This is a genomic window from Bradyrhizobium aeschynomenes, from assembly GCF_013178945.1.
Taxonomy (GTDB): Bacteria; Pseudomonadota; Alphaproteobacteria; order Rhizobiales; family Xanthobacteraceae; genus Bradyrhizobium; species Bradyrhizobium aeschynomenes.
In genome coordinates, this window is the sequence record NZ_JABFDM010000020.1 from 23,761 (window position 1) to 43,363 (window position 19,603).

18 protein-coding genes are annotated in these 19,603 nt (G+C 65.1%); 2 read left to right on the forward strand and 16 right to left on the reverse strand.

The window, feature by feature from the left end:
- The first annotated feature begins 11 nt into the window (after positions 1–11).
- Both HL666_RS32815 and HL666_RS32820 read left to right on the forward strand, forming a co-directional pair.
- Positions 12–1,517: a sugar ABC transporter ATP-binding protein gene (locus HL666_RS32815; RefSeq protein ID WP_172185674.1), complete on the forward strand. Its 1,506-nt coding sequence runs from the start codon at positions 12–14 to the stop codon at positions 1,515–1,517.
- 10 nt (positions 1,518–1,527) lie between these two features.
- Complete coding sequence (locus tag HL666_RS32820; protein ID WP_172109588.1) at positions 1,528–2,565, forward strand: ABC transporter permease; 1,038 nt, start codon at positions 1,528–1,530, stop codon at positions 2,563–2,565.
- 413 nt (positions 2,566–2,978) lie between these two features.
- On the opposite strand, the gene mtnK is transcribed toward HL666_RS32820, so the two are convergent.
- The 16 genes from mtnK to nuoE form a co-directional block, all read right to left on the reverse strand.
- The gene (gene mtnK, locus HL666_RS32825) at positions 2,979–4,283 is read right to left on the reverse strand and encodes an S-methyl-5-thioribose kinase (protein ID WP_172185676.1); all 1,305 of its coding nucleotides are present in this window, start codon (positions 4,281–4,283) and stop codon (positions 2,979–2,981) included.
- 100 nt (positions 4,284–4,383) lie between these two features.
- On the reverse strand, positions 4,384–4,659 hold the full coding sequence (locus HL666_RS32830) for a DUF1467 family protein (protein WP_172185678.1): 276 nt from the start codon (positions 4,657–4,659) through the stop codon (positions 4,384–4,386).
- Between the two features lie 15 nt (positions 4,660–4,674).
- On the reverse strand, positions 4,675–5,079 hold the full coding sequence (gene mce / locus HL666_RS32835) for a methylmalonyl-CoA epimerase (RefSeq protein WP_172109591.1): 405 nt from the start codon (positions 5,077–5,079) through the stop codon (positions 4,675–4,677).
- Between the two features lie 40 nt (positions 5,080–5,119).
- Positions 5,120–6,790 carry a ribonuclease J gene (locus tag HL666_RS32840; protein ID WP_172109592.1) on the reverse strand — a complete coding sequence of 557 codons (1,671 nt, stop codon included), beginning with the start codon at positions 6,788–6,790 and terminating at the stop codon, positions 5,120–5,122.
- On the reverse strand, positions 6,791–7,597 hold the full coding sequence (locus HL666_RS32845) for a biotin--[acetyl-CoA-carboxylase] ligase (RefSeq protein ID WP_172109593.1): 807 nt from the start codon (positions 7,595–7,597) through the stop codon (positions 6,791–6,793).
- Positions 7,598–9,025 (reverse strand): NADH-quinone oxidoreductase subunit NuoN, encoded by a 1,428-nt coding sequence (gene nuoN, locus HL666_RS32850; protein ID WP_172185680.1) that lies wholly within the window; start codon positions 9,023–9,025, stop codon positions 7,598–7,600. It lies immediately after the preceding gene.
- A 40-nt stretch (positions 9,026–9,065) separates the two neighbouring features.
- Positions 9,066–10,574 carry an NADH-quinone oxidoreductase subunit M gene (locus HL666_RS32855; protein WP_172185681.1) on the reverse strand — a complete coding sequence of 503 codons (1,509 nt, stop codon included), beginning with the start codon at positions 10,572–10,574 and terminating at the stop codon, positions 9,066–9,068.
- Positions 10,571–12,664, reverse strand: a complete 2,094-nt coding sequence (gene nuoL, locus HL666_RS32860; protein WP_172109596.1) for an NADH-quinone oxidoreductase subunit L — start codon at positions 12,662–12,664, stop codon at positions 10,571–10,573. Before nuoL ends, HL666_RS32855 begins: the two co-directional genes overlap by 4 nt.
- A gap of 65 nt (positions 12,665–12,729) precedes the next feature.
- Positions 12,730–13,038 (reverse strand): NADH-quinone oxidoreductase subunit NuoK, encoded by a 309-nt coding sequence (gene nuoK, locus HL666_RS32865; protein WP_006611001.1) that lies wholly within the window; start codon positions 13,036–13,038, stop codon positions 12,730–12,732.
- Positions 13,035–13,673 carry an NADH-quinone oxidoreductase subunit J gene (locus HL666_RS32870; protein WP_172109597.1) on the reverse strand — a complete coding sequence of 213 codons (639 nt, stop codon included), beginning with the start codon at positions 13,671–13,673 and terminating at the stop codon, positions 13,035–13,037. The genes nuoK and HL666_RS32870 overlap by 4 nt, the downstream gene beginning before the upstream one ends.
- A gap of 9 nt (positions 13,674–13,682) precedes the next feature.
- The gene (gene nuoI, locus HL666_RS32875) at positions 13,683–14,171 is read right to left on the reverse strand and encodes an NADH-quinone oxidoreductase subunit NuoI (protein WP_006611003.1); all 489 of its coding nucleotides are present in this window, start codon (positions 14,169–14,171) and stop codon (positions 13,683–13,685) included.
- A 7-nt stretch (positions 14,172–14,178) separates the two neighbouring features.
- Complete coding sequence (gene nuoH / locus HL666_RS32880) at positions 14,179–15,249, reverse strand: NADH-quinone oxidoreductase subunit NuoH (RefSeq protein WP_172132662.1); 1,071 nt, start codon at positions 15,247–15,249, stop codon at positions 14,179–14,181.
- A 10-nt stretch (positions 15,250–15,259) separates the two neighbouring features.
- On the reverse strand, positions 15,260–17,329 hold the full coding sequence (gene nuoG, locus HL666_RS32885; protein WP_172109599.1) for an NADH-quinone oxidoreductase subunit NuoG: 2,070 nt from the start codon (positions 17,327–17,329) through the stop codon (positions 15,260–15,262).
- Between the two features lie 97 nt (positions 17,330–17,426).
- Positions 17,427–18,752, reverse strand: a complete 1,326-nt coding sequence (nuoF, locus tag HL666_RS32890; protein WP_172132663.1) for an NADH-quinone oxidoreductase subunit NuoF — start codon at positions 18,750–18,752, stop codon at positions 17,427–17,429.
- Between the two features lie 18 nt (positions 18,753–18,770).
- The gene (locus HL666_RS32895; RefSeq protein WP_172109601.1) at positions 18,771–18,986 is read right to left on the reverse strand and encodes a hypothetical protein; all 216 of its coding nucleotides are present in this window, start codon (positions 18,984–18,986) and stop codon (positions 18,771–18,773) included.
- The gene (gene nuoE, locus HL666_RS32900; protein WP_172109602.1) at positions 18,983–19,594 is read right to left on the reverse strand and encodes an NADH-quinone oxidoreductase subunit NuoE; all 612 of its coding nucleotides are present in this window, start codon (positions 19,592–19,594) and stop codon (positions 18,983–18,985) included. The genes HL666_RS32895 and nuoE overlap by 4 nt, the downstream gene beginning before the upstream one ends.
- Positions 19,595–19,603 lie beyond the last annotated feature (9 nt).

Below are 19,603 nucleotides of genomic sequence, written 5' to 3' on the forward strand. Positions count from 1 at the left end.
AGTCTCTTCCCATGCTGGACAGCCGCCCACCACTGCTGGAATTGCAGGACATCACCAAATCGTTCGGCGGCGTCACCGCCTTGCGCGGCGTCGATTTCACCCTTCGTCCCGGCGAGATCCATGGTCTCGTCGGGGAGAACGGCGCCGGCAAGAGCACGCTGATGAAGATCATTGCCGGCGTGCACACCGGATTCTCCGGCCGCTTCCTGCTCGACGGCCGCGAGGTGCATTTCAACTCCACCCGCGACGCTCGCGCCGCCGGCATCGCCATGGTGCATCAGGAACTCAGCGTCGCGCCTGATCTCACGGTGGCCGAGAACGTGTTTCTCGGCAACCAGCCGACCAATGCGTTAGGCCTCGTGCAGTGGCGGCGCATGGCGCGCGAAGCCGCCGAACAACTCAAACGCCTCGGCATCGACGCCGATCCGATGAGCCGGCTCGGCGACCTGCCGATCGGCGTGCAGCAGCTGATCGAGATCGCGCGCGTGCTGTTCTCCGGCGCCCGCATCATCATCCTGGACGAGCCGACCTCGGCGCTGTCGCCGCCCGAGGTCGAGCGGCTGTTCGCGGCGCTGCGCAAGCTGCGCGAACAAGGCACCGGGATCATTTTCATCTCGCATTTCATCGAGGACATCCTGCTGATCTCCGATGAGGTCACGGTGTTCCGCAACGGCCGCAAGATCATGGAGACGCCAGCGGCCGACACCAGCAAGGCGGCGCTGATCGAGGCGATGATCGGCAAGGGGCGCGACGCGCTCGAGGACAGCTACACCCACGACATCACCCTGCCCGCGCCGCCGCTCGACAAGCCCGTGGTGGTCGAAGCCGACGGCCTGTCGCTGGCCCGCAATCTGAAGCGCGTGTCGTTCGCGGTGCGCGCCGGAGAGGTGCTCGGCGTCTACGGCTTCATGGGCTGCGGCCAGCTCGAGCTGGCGCGGATCCTGTTCGGCAAGCTCGCGCCCGACGCCGGCGAACTGCGAATCTCGGGCGAGCGCAACCGGTTCAAGAGCACGGCGGATGCCCGCCGCGCCGGCATCGCCTTCGTGCCGGAGAGCCGACGCGACATGCTGTTTATGCAGGAGCCTGTCTACAAGAACATCTCGATCAGCATCCTCGACCGCATCAACGCGGTGCTGCTCAAGCCGTCGCGCGAGCGCGCGCTCGCCAAGCGCCAGGTCGAGCAGCTGCAGATCCGTCCCGCCGATGTCGAGATCGACCTCGGCCTGTTGTCGGGCGGGAACCAGCAGAAGGTCGCGCTGGCGAAATGGCTCAGCCATCCGCCGCGACTTCTCGTGCTGTGCGAGCCGACCCGCGGCATGGATGTCGGCGCCAAGAGCGACGTGATCGGAATCGTGCGGCAACTGCGCGACCAGGGCATTGCCGTCATCGTGCTCTCGACCGAGCCGGAAACCGTGCTGTCGCTGGCCGACCGCGTCATCGTTCTCAAGCGCGGCGAGGTCGTGCGCGAATTCGCCGGCGAGACCATCAGCAAAGACCGTCTGCTCGAGGCGGCGTAGGGAGACTTCCATGGCGCATGGCGAGACCGTTCCGATGCCGGAGGCGCAGCCGCGACGCAACGGCGGCGTCGCGTCCGTGTTGCGCTCGCAGATGCGCAACATCGCGCCGTTCCTGACTTTGATCTTCCTCACGGCGTTCTTTGCGATCGCAAGTCCGTCCTTCGCCACGCTCGACAATGTCGGCAACATCCTGACGCAAGTGTCCGTGACCGGCATCATCGCGGTCGGTCTGACATTCGTCATTCTCTGCGCCGAGATCGACCTGTCGATCGCGGCCATCGCCAACGTGACCGGCATTGCCGTGGCCTATTTCACGCTGCAGGACTCCTACGTCAACATCGCCAACGTGCCGATGCCGGGCTTTGTCGCGATCCTGCTCGCGCTGGCGCTGTGCGCGCTGCTCGGCGCCGTCAATGCGTTCGGCTTGACGGTGATCGGCATTCCCTCCTTCATCATGACGCTGGCGATGATGCAGATCGCGGCCGGTATCTCGGCGATGCTGGTGCGCGGCCAGATCGCCTACAAGGTGCCTCCCCTGATCACCACGCTCGGTTCAGGCTCGATCGCAGGCGTGCCCTGGATCGTGATCGTTGCCGCCCTGATGCTGCTGCTCGGTCATCTCGTTCTGACCTACACGCGGTTCGGCCGCTACGTCTACATGGTCGGCGGCAATCGCGAGGCGGCCGAGTACTCGGGCCTGAACGTCAAGCTGATCCTCGGCAGCGTGATGGTGATCTCCGCGGTCTGCTCGGGGATCGGCGGCATGCTCGGCGTCGCGCATTTCGGCAGCGCGCAGCAGAACGAGTTCGACACCTATCTGCTCGACTCGATCGCCGCCGTCGTGGTCGGCGGCACCAGCCTGTTCGGCGGCCGCGGCGGCATCGGCAATACCATCGTCGGCCTGTTCGTGCTCGGCGTGCTCAACAACGGCCTCGACCACGTCAACATCGACAGCTTCCTGAAGATCCTGATCCGCGGCCTGATCCTGCTGGCGGCGCTGGTGATCAACGTCTACGCGCAACGGCTGCGGGCGAAGGCGGCGGACTGAGTGAGGCACCGTAGGCTGGGCAAAGCAGCCGCCGGAGGCGGCAGCGTGCCCACCGCCCGTCAGCGAAGCTCGGTGTGCAAATGGTGGGCACGGTGCGGGAAACAACGTGGCCGAGCCGATACATCGTGGAGCGCCTTTGCCCACCCCGGGCACCTGTTCTATTCACCATGAGCGAAGCGATGCGGCGCTGCCGTCGCCCGGATGAGCGCACCGATATCCGAGGTCCAACGCGCTGCAGCGGAGAATACGGATGTCGCTGCGCTCATCCGGGCTACGAGGTGGTTCCGTCATTGCGAGCGAAGCGACTTGTCCGCCATCGCCCGAAAGGCGACGGCGGACGCAATCCAGGAGCCACGCGAGGACTCTGGATTGCTTCGTCGCTTCGCTCCTCGCAATGACGAAAACGGCAGAGGTCAATCAAAACCCGGCTGCCAGTGACGGAGCTCGCGCGCAGCCTTCGTCACGGCCTCGATCGACGTGAACGACGCAGTCTCGACCATCAGCGTGCGCGCCAGACGCAGCGCCCTCGCCTCGCAGGTCGCACGCAGCCTCGTGTCCTCGATTAGTTCGAAATCGATGTTGTGCGCCAGGCCCAGAATGCGGCGGATGATCTTGGCGGCCGCGAAACCCACGGCATCCTGGAACAGTCGCGCCACATAGACCTGGCGCTCGCGTTCGAGCCGCGCAGCGCCCGCCTCGCCCGGAAACAGCGACGATGGATACGCATCGCCAGTCGCCTCGCTGCGCCAGAGCGCCACGAACTTGCGCGCAAACTCGCTCCACACCTGATCCACGGTGCTCAGCACCCAGCTTTCAAAGGCTGCCCTATCGCCCGGTGACTGTTCGTGACCGGCAGAGGCAAAATAAGCCATCAGCAGGTTGGCCAGGACGGCTCCGACGTCGAAGCCCATCGGGCCGTAAAAACCAAACTCGGGGTCGATCACCTTGGTCTCGGCATCCGTGACCATGATCGAGCCTGTATGCAGGTCACCATGGATCAACGCCTCGGCACTCGACAGAAACTTCAGCTTCAGCCGGGAGATCGCGACATGCAGATCGAGATCGGCGCGGATGTCGGCCGCCGCCGCATCCAGCCATGGCGTGGTCCAGCGGTTCTGCTCGGCGATCCGATAGGGATCGGTGAAGATCAGGTCCTCGGTGATCTTGCACAGCGCATGGTTGCCGGCGAAGCTCGCAATCGCCTCCTTCTTCTCCGCGGCCGACAGCGCGAGGTCGGACGAGAAGAACAAAGTCCGCGCCATGAAGGTCGTGATGTGATCGACGAAGGCGGGATAGATCGTGCCGGCCACCAGGCCCTTGCGCATGATGATGTGCGGCTCCAGCAGCTCCATCGCCGTCAGCGCCAGCACATGGTCGTGATGGACGATGGCCGGGACCAGGCCTGGCGCCAGCCGCCCCTGATGGGTGAGAGCCAGATGCTCGAAGTGCGCGCGTGACAGGGGGAGCGGCCAGCTCTCGCCGACGAGTCGCACGTAGGGCAGCGCCTGCTTGACGGCTAGTCCACCGGACGATCCTTTGACGATGAAAACGAGGTTGAGATTGCCATCGCCGACCTCGGTGATCGACCAGCGCTCCGCCGGTCCGCCAAGGCGAGCCGCGACCGCTGGTGTCCCCGCCAGATGGTTGCGAAGATCCGCCTCGTTCAGAATGCGATAGCCCGATGGCGTCCCCTGCCCGGCTTCGGCCGATGTCGTCACGTACAACCTCCCTGTCGGTCTTGTTTTGACCTCCTATAGCAAAAAAGCCGATGCACGTCCGTGCATCGGCTCCGAGCGACTATTGTGCGATGCGAGCGAGCTAGAACGGCAGGCCCATCAGCTTCGAGAGCCTCTCGATGCTGAGATAGCCGGCCTGATACGCCAGCAAGGCGAGCCCAAAGATGACGGCCGACAGAAACGTCGTCCAGAGCAGGCGTCGTCCCATCAGGCTGATCGTCGGCGCGCCTGGATCCGTGCCCGGCGGGGCGCCGCCGGTCTCGTGCTGGCTGCGCACCCCGAACGGAAGGGTCACGAACAGCATGACCCACCACAGCACGAAGTAGATCGCGAGCCAGGTGGAGATCGTATAGGCCATGGTCGCCCCGCTGCCTCAGGCCTGCTCGATCTCGACGAGCGCGCCGGAAAAATCCTTCGGGTGCAGGAACAGCACCGGCTTGCCGTGGGCGCCGATGCGCGGCAGCCCGTCGCCGAGCACGCGGGCGCCTTCCTTGATCAGCGTGTCGCGCGAGGCGATGATGTCGGGCACCTCGTAACAGACATGATGGATGCCGCCGTCGGCGTTGCGCTCGAGAAACTTGGCGATCGGCGAGGACTCGCCGAGCGGCTGGATGAACTCGATCTTGGTATTCGGCAACGTCACGAACACGGTGATCACACCGTGATCCGGCAGCGGCAGCGGCGCCGAGATCTCAGCACCGAAAGCGGCGCCATAGATCTTCGCCGCCTTCTCTGCATCCTTGACCGCGATCGCCACGTGATTGAGCCGGCCCAGCATCGGTTCCTCCACTGTTTGGTTGTCGTTCAATCAGCCCGCGTCAGACTTCCAGGACGTGCACCAGGCAAATCGGCTTCTTGCCCCATTGCTCGTTCACAGCCGAGCGAACCGCTCGCCGCACCGATTCCGCCGCGGCGTCGGGATCGCGCCGCCGCGCCCGCGGCAGGCCCTCGAAGGTCGAGACCACGGCATCGAACACGATGTCGTCCATCGGCTCACCGGCCACAGTCTTCTCGGGGATGCCGACCATGTCGACCTCGGGATCGTCAGCCAGTTCGCCCTTCTCCGTAATGGCCATGGCCACGAAGATGCAGCCGGCGAAGGACATCTTGCGCCGCTCGACCACGGCTCGCGACTTCGAATCTTCGACGATGATGCCGTCCTTGTAGAGACGGCCCGCCGGCAGCTGATCGATGATCCCGGGATCGCCGGGGCCGAGCTTGACGAGGTCGCCATTGCGGCAGGTGATCACCTTCGGCACGCCGCAGGCACGCGCCAGCCGCGCATGCTCGTGCAGATGCAGCGCCTCGCCGTGGACAGGAATCAGGAGCTGTGGTCGGGTCCAGGCGATCATGTCGCGCAGCTCGTCACGGCGCGGATGGCCGGAGACGTGCACCAGATGATTGCGGTCGGTGATGATCTCGATGCCCTGCTGCACAAGACCATTGATGACCGCGCCAACCGCCTTCTCGTTGCCGGGAATGGTGCGCGAGGAGAAGATGACGGTGTCGCCCTTGTTCAGGGTGACTAGCGGATGATCGTCATTGGCGATACGCGCGAGCGCGGCGCGCGGCTCGCCCTGGCTGCCGGTGCACAGCGCCAGCACCTTGTCGGCCGGGAAGTGGCCGTAGACATCCATGCCGCGGAAGTTCTGTACGCCGTCGAGATAGCCGGTCTCGCGCGCGACCTGGACGACGCGCTCCATGGCGCGGCCGACGATGACGACCTCGCGCTCGGCCTCGCGCGCCGCTTCGGCCACGGCGCGGATGCGCGCGACGTTGGAGGCAAAGGTGGTGACGGCGACACGGCCCTTCGCTTCCTTCACCAGGGCCGCGATGGTCTTGGCGACCTCGGCCTCGGACGGCGACCGTCCCTCGCGCACGGCATTGGTGGAATCGCCGATCAGCGCGAGCAGACCGGCATCGCCCAGCTCGCGCAGCCGCTTCTCGTCGGTGGGCGCACCCAGCACCGGCGTCGGATCGATCTTCCAGTCGCCCGTATGCAGCACCGTGCCCACCTCGGTGTGGATCGCCAGCGCGTGCGATTCCGGAATCGAATGAGCGACCGGGATGAACTCGACGTTGAACGGGCCGATGTCGACGCGGCCGCCGGAGGGGATCACCCTGACCGGGATCTTCGCGGGCAGCCGCTCGGCCTCGCACTTGGCCTCGAACAAAGCGGCGCTGAACTTGGTCGCGTAGATCGGACATTTCAGCCGCGGCCAGAGATCGATGATGGCGCCGAAATGGTCCTCATGCGCGTGCGTCAGCACCAGGCCGACGAGGTTCTTGCCCTCCTTCTCCAGGAAGCTGACGTCGGGCATGATCAGGTCGATGCCCGGCAGATGCTCCTCGTCGCCGAAGGAGACGCCGAGATCGATCGCGAGCCAGGAGCGCTGGTGGCGATTGCCGAGGCCGTAGATCGACAAGTTCATGCCGATCTCGCCCACGCCGCCGAGCGGCGCAAATGTCAGTTCGTCGGGACGCGCCATCTAGACCGCTCCTTTGGATGCGACCGAGCCGAAATGAACATCACCGGCCGTGATCGGCTCCAATCGTCCCTCCGCGGTCCGCACCAGCATACAACCCTGTTCGTCGATCGTGTCGAAAATCCCCTCGATGATAGCATGTCCGGACCTGATGGCGACGGGCTGGCCGAGGCCTGCCGCCCGCTCCAGCCACAGCTTTCGGATGTCGCCGAAACCGCGGCCCTCGTTCCAGATGCCGAAATATTCGACCCAGCTGTCGGACAGCGCGGTGAACAGATCCTCGGCGCTCACCTCCACGCCGAGGTCCCTGAGCGACACCGCCGGTGTCGGGGTATCGGTCGGCGCCGCCACCACATTGGTGCCAATACCGGCCACGACCGCCAGCCCGCGGGCCACCTGCTCCGCTTCCAGCAGCATGCCGACGATCTTGCGGCCCCCGGCGAGCACATCATTCGGCCACTTGACCGAGAAATCGAGGTGCGAACTGCCACCGGACCGCAGCACGGCCTCCCGGCTGACCTGCCGCAAAGCGCTCGATATCGCGAGGCAGGCGGCGAAGCCGAGGGTGGCGGCAATCGCCGGCGCAACGTTGAGAACCTCGAGGACGGAGGACGCGAGATTGCCGCGCGGCGCGATCCACGGCCGCTGGCGGCGGCCGCGACCGGCCGTCTGCTCCGTCGTCACGAACCAGCTCGCCTTGGCGCCCCGCCGCGCGGCGGAGAGGGCTTCGACGTTGGTCGAGCCGGCCTGATCGAAGACGACGAGCCCGTAGCCGCTGGCAGCGGCACGGGCCCCGAGCGCAAACGTCATCTAGAACAGCGACTTCGCCGCGGCCGCGGCGGCGCTGACCAGCGGGCCGGGATAGGCGAAGAACAGGATGTTGAAGATACCGGAGATCGCGAGCACGGTGCGCAGCTCGATCCGGACCGGATCGACGGTCGGCAGCGGCTCGTCGAAATACATCGTCTTGACGATCAGCAGGTAATAGTAGGCGCCCACCACGCTGGTGAGCACGCCGATCACCGAGAGCGTGAACAGCCCGCCCTTGATCGCCGCGACGAACACGTACCATTTGGCGAAGAAGCCCGCGAGCGGCGGGATGCCGGCCAGCGAGAACAGCAGCATCGCGAAGAAGAAGGCGAGCAGCGGGTTGGTGCGCGAGAGGCCTGCAAAATCGCTGATCTTCTCGAACGACTGGCCGTTGCGCTTGATCGCCATGATCACCGCGAACGAGCCGAGCGTCATTGCGACGTAGATCGCGATGTAGGTCAGCACGCCCTGCGCGCCCTCGACGGTGCCGGCGGCGAGGCCGACCAGCGCGAAGCCCATGTGGCCGATCGACGAATAGGCCATCAGGCGCTTGATGTTGGTCTGGCCGATCGCGGCGAACGAGCCGAGCGCCATCGAGGCGATCGAGACGAACACGATGATCTGCTGCCACTGGAAGGTGATGCCCGGGAACGCGGTCAGAGCCACGCGGACGAACACGGCGATCGCCGCGACCTTCGGCGCGGAGGCGAAGAACGCGGTGACCGGCGTCGGCGCGCCTTCATAGACGTCCGGTGTCCACATGTGGAACGGCACCGCCGAGACTTTGAAACACATGCCGGCGAACAGGAAGACCAGGCCGAAGATGACGCCGACGCTGCCGGTCTTGGTCGCCGCCGCGATGCCCGCAAAGCTCACCGTGCCGGTGAAACCGTAGATCAGCGAGGCACCGTAGAGCAGCATGCCCGACGACAGCGCGCCGAGCACGAAGTACTTCAGGCCCGCTTCGGTCGACTTGACGTTGTCGCGATGGCTGGCGGCGACGACGTAGAGCGCGAGCGACATCAGCTCGAGGCCGAGATAGAGCGTGATCAGGTCGCCGGCCGAGATCAGCACGAGCATGCCCAAGGTCGAGAGCAGCACCAGGATCGCATATTCGAAGATGCGGCGGTCCGGCTTCGAGAGGAACTCCGTCGACATGATCAGCGTCGCAACCGAGCCGATGATCGCCAGGATCTTCAGGAAGCGCGCGTAGCTGTCAGCGATGAAGCTGCCGCCGAAGGCCTGGCCGCCCTGCTGCCTGAGTACCACGATGCCCACCACGATCAGGAGCGCAACCGCAAGGCCGGTGACGACCCCCGTCGTCCCCTCCCCGCGAAACGCGCCCAGCATCAACAGCGCCATGGCCCCCAAGGCCAGCAGCAGCTCCGGCAGCACCACCCAAAGCTGAGGCCCAAGATTCTCGATCATCGTCTCTGTCCCGACCCCAGGGGTCTTATCATTAGTCTCATCATTGGAGCAGCGCGGCGGCCTTCACGGCCGTCACGGCGGTATTGTAGTTGTTGACGAGCTGCTGCACCGAGGCCGCCGACATGTCCAGGATCGGCTTCGGATAGACGCCGAACAGGATGGTCAGCGCCACCAGCGGAAACAGGATCACGCCTTCACGCAGAGTGAGATCCTTGACGCTCGCCAGCGACGGCTTGGTCAGCGCGCCGAACACGACCTTGCGGTACAGCCACAGCGCATAGCCGGCCGACAGGATGACGCCGAAGGTCGCGAAGAACGCGGTCGGGATCGACACCTTGAAGGTGCCGAGCAGGGTCATGAACTCGCCGACGAAGCCGGAGGTGCCGGGCAGACCGACATTGGCCATGGTGAAGACCATGAACACCAGAGCGTAGACCGGCATCCGGTTGACGAGGCCGCCATAGGCCGCGATCTCGCGGGTATGCATGCGGTCGTAGACCACGCCGACGCAGAGGAACAGCGCGCCCGAGACGATGCCGTGCGAGATCATCTGGAACACGCCACCCGCGACGCCCTGGATGGTGCCGGCAAATATGCCCATCGTCACGAAGCCCATATGCGCGACCGACGAGTAGGCGATCAGCTTCTTGATGTCCTCCTGCATCAGCGCGACCAGCGAGGTGTAGATGATCGCGATCGCTGAGAGCGTCCAGACCAGCGGCGCGAAGTCGTGCGACGCCAGCGGGAACATCGGCAGCGAGAAGCGCAGGAAGCCGTAGCCGCCCATCTTCAGGAGGATCGCGGCCAGGATCACCGAGCCGGCGGTGGGCGCCTCGACGTGCGCGTCCGGCAGCCAGGTATGGACCGGCCACATCGGCATCTTCACCGCGAAGGAGGCGAAGAAGGCGAGCCAGGCCCAGGTCTGCAGATTGCGGGGCACCGCCGTGTGCATCAGCGTCGGGATGTCGGTGGTGCCCGCGTTCCAGTACAGCGCCATGATGGCGAGCAGCATCAGCACCGAGCCGAGCAAGGTGTAGAGGAAGAATTTGAACGACGCGTAGACTCGGCGCGGGCCGCCCCAGACGCCGATGATCAGGAACATCGGGATCAGGCCGCCCTCGAAGAACAGGTAGAACAGCACGAGGTCGAGCGCGGAGAACGTGCCGACCATCAGCGTTTCCAGGATCAGGAACGCCATCATGTATTCGCGCAGGCGGCTCTTGACCGACTTCCAGCTCGCGATGATGCAGAACGGCATCAGGGCGGTGGTCAAGATCACGAACGGCAGCGAGATGCCGTCGACGCCCATGTGATAGCTGATCCCGGCCGCCAGCCAGTTCTTCTTTTCGACGAACTGGAAGTCGGTCTGGTTGGGATCGAAACGCAGCACCAGGATCACCGACACCGCGAAGGTGATCAGCGTGGTCCACAGCGCGATCCAGCGCGCATTGCGCTGGGCGGCTTCGTCGTCGCCGCGGACCAGATAGATCAACAGCGCGCCGACGAGCGGCAGGAAGGTGACGACAGAGAGAATCGGCCAGGTGGTCATTGCTGGCCCCCCATGAACATGAACCAGGTGATCAGGCCGGCGACGCCGATCAGCATGGCAAAGGCATAGTGATAGAGATAACCAGTCTGGATCTTGACGACGTTGCGCGTGACGTCGAGCACCCGCGCCGAGACGCCATCCGGACCGAACCCGTCGATGACGAACCCATCGCCCTTCTTCCAGAGGAAGCGGCCGAGCCACTTCGCCGGACGGACGAAGATGAAGTCATACAGCTCGTCGAAGTACCACTTGTTGAGCAGGAACTTGTAGAGCAGCGGCTGCTGCGCGGCGAGCTCCTCCGGAATGTCCGGACGCTTCACGTAGAAGAAGTAGGACACCGCGAAGCCGCCGACCATCATGATGAAGGGCAGCTGGCCCAGCCAGAACGGCATGTGCTCCATGTCCTCCAGGATGTGCGGGTTCATCTTCAGCGACTCGCCGAAGAAGTGCTCGACACCATGGGGGTCGACGAACAGGCCCTTGAACGGGAAGCCCGCCAGGATCGAGCCGGCCGCGAGCACGCCGATCGGGATCAGCATCCAGATCGGGCTCTCGTGAGCCGCCTCGTAATGATGCTGGTCGTGCGGCGTACCGAAGAAAGTCTTGAACACCAGACGCCAGGAATAGAACGAGGTCAGGCCGGCCGCGACGATCGTGAGGAAGTACGCATAGGTCGCGAACGGATTGTGCGCGGCATAGGCGGCCTCGATGATCGCATCCTTAGAGAAGAAGCCGGCAAAGCCCGGGAAGCCGGTCAGCGCCAGGGTGCCGACCGTCATCACCGCGAAGGTGTACGGGATCTTGCGCCACAGGCCGCCCATGTTGCGGATGTCCTGCTCGTGGTGCATCGCATAGATCACCGAGCCGGCACCCAGGAACAGCAGGGCCTTGAAGAAGGCGTGCGTGAACAAATGGAACATGCCGACCGAGTAGGCCCCTGCTCCCATCGCCACGAACATGTAGCCGAGCTGCGAGCAGGTCGAGTAGGCGACGATGCGCTTGATGTCGTTCTGCACGAGGCCGACGGTCGCCGCGAAGAACGCGGTGGTGGCGCCGAAGAACATGACGACGGCCTGGGCATTCGGCGCGAGCTCGAACAGCGGCGACAGGCGCGCCACCATGAAGACGCCGGCGGTCACCATGGTCGCGGCATGGATCAGCGCCGAGACCGGGGTCGGACCTTCCATCGCGTCCGGCAACCAGGTGTGCAGCAGGAACTGCGCCGACTTGCCCATCGCGCCCATGAACAGCAGCAGGCAGGTCAAGGTCAGCGCGTCGGCATGCCAGCCGAGGAAGTTGATGGTCGTCTTGCCGGCAATGCTTGGCGCGGCGGCGAAGATGGTCTCGAAGTCAGTCGACTTCGTCAGCAGGAAGATCGCGAAGATGCCCAGCGCGAAGCCGAAATCGCCGACGCGGTTGACGACGAAGGCCTTGATGGCGGCGGCGTTGGCCGACGGCTTCTGGAACCAGAAGCCGATCAGGAGGTAGCTGGCGAGACCCACGCCCTCCCAGCCGAAGAACAGCTGCACGAGGTTGTTCGCAGTCACCAGCATCAGCATCGCGAAGGTGAACAGCGAGAGATAGGCGAAGAAGCGCGGACGGTTCGGATCCTCGTCCATGTAGCCGATCGAATAGAGGTGCACGAGCGAGGACACGCTCGTCACCACGACCAGCATGACGGCCGTCAGCGTATCGACACGCAGCGCCCAGGACACCTGCAGCTCGCCGGAATTGATCCAGGGCAGCAGCTCCTTCACGCCGGCTTCGTGATGCATGAAGCCGACGCTGACCAGCGTCGCCCATGACAGCGCGGCCGAGACGAACAGCAGCGCCGTCGTGATCGCCTGCGCAGCCCAGGTGCCGGAGGCCGGCGGCTCGGCGACATGATGGTCATCGTGACCATGACCGTGATCATCGTGACCGTGATCGGCATGCGCGTGAGCATGCGAGTCGGCCGCGCCGTGAGCATGGCCGTCGTCGTGATGCTCGACCTCGTCGCCACTCGGATGGCGCCCGTGGGCGCCGAGCAGCGCGATCAGGCCGGCCAGGATCGCGCCCAGCAGCGGCAGAAAGACAATGGCCTGGATCATTCGCCCGTTCCCTTACGCATGACCTTGCCGGCGAGCCGGCCCCCACATGTGCGGATCATGCGCCCTTAGCCCTTCATCAGATTGACGTCTTCGACCGCGATCGAACCGCGGTTGCGGAAATAGACCACCAGCACGGCGAGACCGATCGCAGCCTCGGCCGCAGCGACCGTCAGCACCAGAAGCGCGAACACCTGGCCGACGATGTCGCCGAGGAAGGTCGAGAACGCCACGAGGTTGATGTTGACGGCGAGCAGGATCAGCTCGACCGACATCAGGATGACGATGATGTTCTTGCGGTTCAGGAAGATGCCGAGGATGCCGAGCGTGAACAGCATGGCGGCGACGGCGAGGTAGTGCCCCAGTCCGATGGTCATTTCACCCACTCCGCGGCATCCGTATCCTGCAGCCCCTGCCCGACCGCGACCTTGCGGACGGCCATCGCCATCTCGGGCGTGCGGGCGTTCTGGACGTTGATGTCCTGGCGCTTGACGCTCGCCTTGTGGCGCAAGGTCAGCACGATCGCGCCGATCATCGCCACCAGCAGGATCATGCCCGACAGCTGGAAGTAATGGACGTACTTCGTATAGAGCACGAGGCCGAGCGCCTCGGTGTTGGTGACGTTGGTCGGGATCGCCGCCGTGATCGTCTTGGCCGTCGTCGGATTGATGACCCAGTAGGACACGGTGAGCAGCAGCTCGAACAGGAAGATGCCGCCGATCACCAGACCGATCGGCATGTACTGCAGGAAGCCCTCGCGCAGCTCGGTGAAGTCGACGTCGAGCATCATGATGACGAACAGGAACAGCACTGCGACCGCGCCGACATAGACGACGATCAGGATCATCGCCAGGAACTCGGCGCCCATCAGCACGAACAGGCCGGAGGCGTTGACGAAGGCGAGGATCAGATAGAGCACCGAGTGAACGGGGTTCTTCGAGACGATCACCATCACGGCCGAGGCCACGCAGACGGCCGCGAAGAGATAGAAGAAGAGCGCAGGAAGGATCATCGGACGGCCTCAGCGGTACGGCGCGTCGAGCGCGATGGCTTTGGAGATCTCGCGCTCCCAGCGGTCGCCGTTCGCGAGCAGCTTGGCCTTGTCATAGTAGAGTTCCTCGCGGGTCTCGGTCGCGAACTCGAAGTTCGGGCCCTCGACGATGGCATCCACCGGACAGGCTTCCTGGCACAGGCCGCAATAGATGCACTTCACCATGTCGATGTCGTAGCGCACCGTGCGGCGGGTACCGTCGTTGCGGCGCGGACCGGCCTCGATCGTGATCGCCTGCGCCGGGCAGACGGCCTCACAGAGCTTGCAGGCGATACAGCGCTCCTCGCCATTGGGATAGCGGCGCAACGCATGCTCGCCGCGGAAGCGCGGCGAGATCGGGCCCTTCTCGAACGGATAGTTCAGGGTCGGCTTGGGCTGGAAGAAGTAGCGCATCGCGAGGAAGAACGCGGAGACGAACTCCTGCAGCAGCAGCGACCGTGCAGTGGCGGAGATGTTCATGACAGCCTCATTTCGGCGCGATTCCGGCGAAGTGCAGCACGCCCGCGACAACGACCACCATGACCAGCGACAGCGGCAGGAACACCTTCCAACCGAGTCGCATCAACTGGTCGTAGCGGTAGCGCGGCACGATCGCTTTCGCCATCGCGATCAGGAAGAACATGAAGAACAGTTTCAGCGAGAACCAAATGACGCCCGGCACCCAGTTGAAGGGCGCCACGTCGATCGGCGGCAGCCAGCCGCCCAGGAACAGGATCGTCGCCAGCGCGCACATCGTGGTGATCGCGACATATTCGCCGAGCATGAAGAGGAGATACGGCGTCGAGCCGTACTCGACCATGAAGCCGGCGACGAGCTCCGATTCCGCCTCGACCAGGTCGAACGGCGGGCGGTTGGTCTCGGCCAGGGCCGAGACGTAGAACACCACGAACATCGGGAACAGCGGCCAGACGTACCAGTTCAGGATGGTCAGTTGCGGCAGGCCGATCAGGCTGGCGAGACCGCGGGTGTGCTGGGCCTCGACCACGGCCGAGAGGTTCAGGGTGCCGGCACAGAGCAGCACGGTAATGATCACGAAGCCGATCGAGACCTCGTAGGACACCATCTGCGCCGCCGAGCGCAGCGCCGCCAGGAACGGGTACTTCGAGTTCGACGACCAGCCGGCCATGATGATGCCGTAGATCGACAGCGACGAGATCGCGAAGATGAAGAGGATGCCGACATTGATGTCGGCGATCGCCCAGCCGAGATTGGTCGGGATCACCGCCCAGGCCGCCAGCGCGAGCACGCAGGATACCAGCGGCGCCAGCAGGAAGACGCCCTTGTTGGCGCCCGCCGGAATGATCGGCTCCTTGAGCACGAACTTCAGCAGGTCCGCGAACGACTGGAACAGGCCGAAGGGCCCGACCACGTTGGGACCCCGGCGAATCTGCACCGCGGCCCAGATCTTGCGGTCGGCGAGCAGGATGTAGGCGATCGCGACCAGGAGGACGACGAGGAGCAGCACGCTCTGCGCGATCATCACGATCAGCGGCCAGAGGAAGCCGGTCCAGAACGAGCTTGCGAAGAAATCAGCCATCAGGTCACGCTCACTCCGCTGCCGTCAGCATCTGCCCGGAGGCCAGGCGGGAGCATTCCGCCATGACCGCCGAGGCGCGCGCGATCGGATTGGTGAGATAGAAGTCGTCGATCAGGGGTTTGAACGGCGCCTTCTCGAGGCTGCCGCCCTTGCCCGCCAGGGTCTTGATGTCGGCGATCTTGCCGGCCTCGATCTGGTCGATGCGGCCGAGATGCGGCACCGCCTTGATGATCTCGGCACGTAGCGCGGCCAGCGAGTCGTAGCCGAGCTTGCGGCCGAGCACGTCAGACAGCGCGCGGATGATCGCCCAGTCCTCGCGGGCTTCGCCCGGCGGGAACGACGCCCGCGCCGCGATCTGCACCCGGCCCTCGGTGTTGACGTAGAGACCGGACTTCTCGGTGTAGGCCGCGCCCGGCAGGATGACGTCGGCGCGATGCGCGCCGCGGTCGCCATGGGTGCCGATGTAAACCGTGAACACGCCCTCGGGCACCTCGACCTCGTCGGCGCCGAGCAGGAACATCACGTCCATGGTGCCGAAGGTGGTCATCTGTGCGCCGGTCAGGCCGGTACCATTGAAGCCGATGTCGAGCGCGCCGACGCGGGACGCTGTGTCGTGCAGCACCGCAAAACCGTTCCAGTCGTCGCGCACGGCATTGACGTCCATCGCGATCTTGGCCGCCAGCGCCAGGATGGCACCGCCATCGTGACGCGCAGCGGCACCGGCGCCGACCAGCACGATCGGGTTCTTGGCGTTGCGAAACGCGGTCGCGAAGGAATGCTTGCCGGCGGCGACGTCGCTCAGCGAGTCCGTGCCCGCGCCGATGTGCTCATAGGCATAGGTCAGATCGGCCTTGGGGCCGACCAGACCGACCTTGAGCTGGCCCGAGCGCCAGCGCTTGCGGATGCGGGCATTGAGCACGGCCGCTTCCTTGCGCGGATTGGCGCCGATGATCAGGATCGCATCTGCCTGCTCGATGCCGGCAATGGTCGGGTTGAACAGATAGGACGCACGGCCCAGCTTGGCATCGAAGCTGTCACCACCCTGCACCGCCACGTTGGTCGAGCCGAGCTTGGCGAGCAGATCCTTCAGCGCGTACATCTCCTCGACGGCCGCGAGATCGCCGGCGATCGCGCCGATGCGCTTGCCGTCGATGCGCGACAGTTTTGCGGCGATCGCCTTGAACGCCTCCGGCCAGGTGGCCGGGCGCAGTTTGCCATCCTCGCGGACATAAGGACGATCCAGCCGCTGCGTACGCAGGCCGTCGACGACGTGGCGAGTCTTGTCGGAGATCCATTCCTCGTTCACGGAGTCATTGATGCGCGGCAGGATGCGCATGACCTCGCGGCCGCGGGTGTCGACGCGGATCGCCGAGCCGACGCCGTCCATCACGTCGATCGACTGCGTCTTGCCGAGCTCCCAGGGACGCGCGGCGAACGCGTAAGGCTTCGAGGTCAGCGCGCCCACCGGGCAGATGTCGACCAGATTGCCCTGCAGCTCCGAGCTTAGCGCCTGCTCGAGATAGGTCGTGATCTCCATGTCCTCGCCACGACCGGTCGCGCCCATTTCCGGCACGCCGCAGACTTCCGCCGAGAAGCGGACGCAGCGCGTGCACTGGATGCAGCGGGTCATCGAGGTCTTGACCAGCGCCCCGAGATATTTGTCCTCGACGGCGCGCTTGTTCTCGGCGTAGCGGCTGGTGTCGACACCATAGCCCATCGCCTGGTCCTGCAGGTCGCACTCGCCGCCCTGGTCGCAGATCGGGCAGTCCAGCGGATGGTTGATCAGAAGGAATTCCATCACGCCTTCGCGTGCCTTCTTGACCATCGGCGACCGCGTCGAGATCTCCGGCGGCTCGCCCTTCGGGCCTGGTCGGCAGTCGCGCACGCCCCAGGCGCAGCTCGCGACCGGCTTCGGTCCGCCCTTCACCTCGACGAGGCACATCCGGCAGTTGCCGGCGATCGACAGCCGTTCATGATAGCAGAAGCGCGGGATCTCGGCGCCGGCCGCCTCGCACGCCTGCAGCAGCGTGTACTCCGGCGGCACATCGATCTCTTTGCCATCGATGATGATCTTGGTCATTGCCTCACATCTCTCTCAAACCACGGACCACCGCGCTGCGCGCCGTGAGGGCGCAAGCGAGAGGGAAAACCTTGCTGGCGGGTCGAACCGCCATCGCCTACTCCGCCGCCACCATGTGCGCGGGATCGCGCACGCCGACGTCGTCGGCATCGGCCTTGTGCGAATACTGGTCGATGCGCGCCTCGATCTCGTGACGGAAATGCGTGATCAGGCCCTGGATCGGCCAGGCCGCGGCGTCGCCCAGCGCACAGATCGTGTGTCCCTCGATCTGCTTGGTGACCTCCAGCAGCATGTCGATCTCGCGCTTGTGCGCGCGGCCCTCGGCCATGCGGGTCAGCACGCGCCACATCCAGCCGGTGCCCTCGCGGCACGGCGTGCACTGGCCGCAGCTCTCATGCTTGTAGAAATAGGAGATGCGCGCGATCGCCCGGATCAGGTCGGTCGACTTGTCCATCACGATCACGGCTGCGGTGCCGAGGCCCGAGCGCAGCTTCGACAGGCTGTCGAAATCCATCGGCGTGTCGATGATCTGCTCGGCCGGCACCATGCGCACCGACGAGCCGCCGGGGATGACGGCCTTGAGATTGTCCCAGCCGCCGCGGATACCGCCGCAATGTTTCTCGATCAGCTCGCGGAACGGGATGCCCATCGCCTCTTCGACGTTGCAGGGCCGCTCGACGTGACCGGAGATGCAGAACAGCTTGGTGCCGACGTTGTTCGGCCGGCCGATGCCGGCGAACCAGGACGCGCCGCGGCGCAGGATGGTCGGCGCAACCGCGATCGACTCGACGTTGTTGACCGTCGTCGGGCAGCCATAGAGGCCGACATTCGCGGGGAACGGCGGCTTCAGCCGCGGCTGGCCCTTCTTGCCCTCGAGGCTCTCGAGCAGCGCGGTCTCCTCTCCACAGATGTAGGCACCGGCGCCATGGGCGACGTAGAGATCGAACGGCCAGCCATGGATGTTGTTCTTGCCGATCAGATTGGCCTCATAGGCCTGGTCGATCGCCACCTGCAGCCGCTCGCGCTCCCGGATGAACTCGCCGCGCACATAGATGTAGCAGGCATGCGCATTCATCGCGAAGCTGGCGAGCAGGCAGCCCTCGACGAGATGATGCGGATCGTGCCGCATGATCTCGCGATCCTTGCAGGTGCCGGGCTCCGACTCGTCGGCGTTGACGACGAGATAGCTCGGCCGGCCGTCGGTCGACTCCTTCGGCATGAACGACCATTTCAGGCCGGTCGGGAAGCCGGCGCCGCCGCGGCCGCGCAGGCCCGACGCCTTCATCTCGTTGATGATCCAGTCGCGGCCCTTGTCGATCAGCCCCTTGGTGCCGTCCCAGCTGCCGCGCCGGCGTGCGCCTTCGAGGCCCCAATCGTGCAGGCCGTAGAGATTGGTGAAGATGCGGTCCTTGTCGTCGAGCATCAGACGGCTTCCTCGAATTCAGCGGTTCGACTGCATGGTGGCGATGAAGGCGGCGCAGCCGCCGAACACCAGGGCCCACAGCAGACTGGACTCCAGCGTCGCGTTCAGCGCGAACCGCTGCAGTACGAAAATGAAAGCGGCGGCAGCAAGCGTGTGCAGCGCCACGTAGCGCCAGTTCTTCATTGCGGCGCCCTCTTGGGTCAGGGCCGCAACGCGGGTGCGATTGCGGCTCATGTCTTCTCCTTCAGCGTCGTCGGTCCGCCCGCCGGCGCCGAGAACTGGCGGCCATTCTGCGGGCCCGGCGTCGGCAGATTGCCGGTCGCGAAGCCGTCGAGCACCTTGCCGAAGCTCTCCGGGGTCAGGTCCTCATAGGTATCCTTCCAGACCTGCACCATCGGTGCATTCACACATGCGCCCAGGCACTCGACCTCTTCCCAGCTGAAGTCGCCGTCCTTGGAGAGGTGGAACGGGTCGTGGTGGATGCGGTGCTTGCAGACCTCGATCAGCTCCTCGGCGCCACGCAGCCGGCACGGCGTGGTGCCGCAGACCTGGACGTGCGCCTTCTTGCCGACCGGCTGCAGCTGGAACATCGTGTAGAAGGTCGCGACCTCGAGCACGCGGATGTAGGGCATGCCGAGCATGTCGGCGACGACGCGGATCGCCGCTTCCGACACCCAGCCCTCGTTCTGCTCCTGCGCGCGCCACAGGATCGCGATCACGGCCGAGGCCTGGCGGCCTTCCGGATATTTCGCGATCTGGGCCTTGGCGAAGGCGAGGTTTTCATCCGTGAACGCAAAGCTCGCGGGTTGGACTTCCTTCGGGGCAAGACGGCGGACGGACATGGCTCTCTA

Excerpts from the sequence above, each read along its gene's own strand:
- HL666_RS32815 (WP_172185674.1), top strand. The coding sequence starts at position 12 with ATGCTGGACAGCCGCCCACCACTGCTGGAATTGCAGGACATCACCAAA.
- HL666_RS32820 (WP_172109588.1), top strand. The coding sequence starts at position 1,528 with ATGGCGCATGGCGAGACCGTTCCGATGCCGGAGGCGCAGCCGCGACGC.
- HL666_RS32830 (WP_172185678.1), bottom strand. The coding sequence starts at position 4,659 with ATGGCCTATACGATCTCCACCTGGCTCGCGATCTACTTCGTGCTGTGG.
- mce (WP_172109591.1), bottom strand. The coding sequence starts at position 5,079 with ATGCTGGGCCGGCTCAATCACGTGGCGATCGCGGTCAAGGATGCAGAG.
- HL666_RS32840 (WP_172109592.1), bottom strand. The coding sequence starts at position 6,790 with ATGGCGCGTCCCGACGAACTGACATTTGCGCCGCTCGGCGGCGTGGGC.
- HL666_RS32845 (WP_172109593.1), bottom strand. The coding sequence starts at position 7,597 with ATGACGTTTGCGCTCGGGGCCCGTGCCGCTGCCAGCGGCTACGGGCTC.
- nuoN (WP_172185680.1), bottom strand. The coding sequence starts at position 9,025 with ATGATCGAGAATCTTGGGCCTCAGCTTTGGGTGGTGCTGCCGGAGCTG.
- HL666_RS32855 (WP_172185681.1), bottom strand. The coding sequence starts at position 10,574 with ATGACCACCTGGCCGATTCTCTCTGTCGTCACCTTCCTGCCGCTCGTC.
- nuoL (WP_172109596.1), bottom strand. The coding sequence starts at position 12,664 with ATGATCCAGGCCATTGTCTTTCTGCCGCTGCTGGGCGCGATCCTGGCC.
- nuoK (WP_006611001.1), bottom strand. The coding sequence starts at position 13,038 with ATGACCATCGGACTGGGGCACTACCTCGCCGTCGCCGCCATGCTGTTC.
- HL666_RS32870 (WP_172109597.1), bottom strand. The coding sequence starts at position 13,673 with ATGATCCTTCCTGCGCTCTTCTTCTATCTCTTCGCGGCCGTCTGCGTG.
- nuoI (WP_006611003.1), bottom strand. The coding sequence starts at position 14,171 with ATGAACATCTCCGCCACTGCACGGTCGCTGCTGCTGCAGGAGTTCGTC.
- nuoH (WP_172132662.1), bottom strand. The coding sequence starts at position 15,249 with ATGGCTGATTTCTTCGCAAGCTCGTTCTGGACCGGCTTCCTCTGGCCG.
- nuoG (WP_172109599.1), bottom strand. The coding sequence starts at position 17,329 with ATGACCAAGATCATCATCGATGGCAAAGAGATCGATGTGCCGCCGGAG.
- nuoF (WP_172132663.1), bottom strand. The coding sequence starts at position 18,752 with ATGCTCGACGACAAGGACCGCATCTTCACCAATCTCTACGGCCTGCAC.
- HL666_RS32895 (WP_172109601.1), bottom strand. The coding sequence starts at position 18,986 with ATGAGCCGCAATCGCACCCGCGTTGCGGCCCTGACCCAAGAGGGCGCC.
- nuoE (WP_172109602.1), bottom strand. The coding sequence starts at position 19,594 with ATGTCCGTCCGCCGTCTTGCCCCGAAGGAAGTCCAACCCGCGAGCTTT.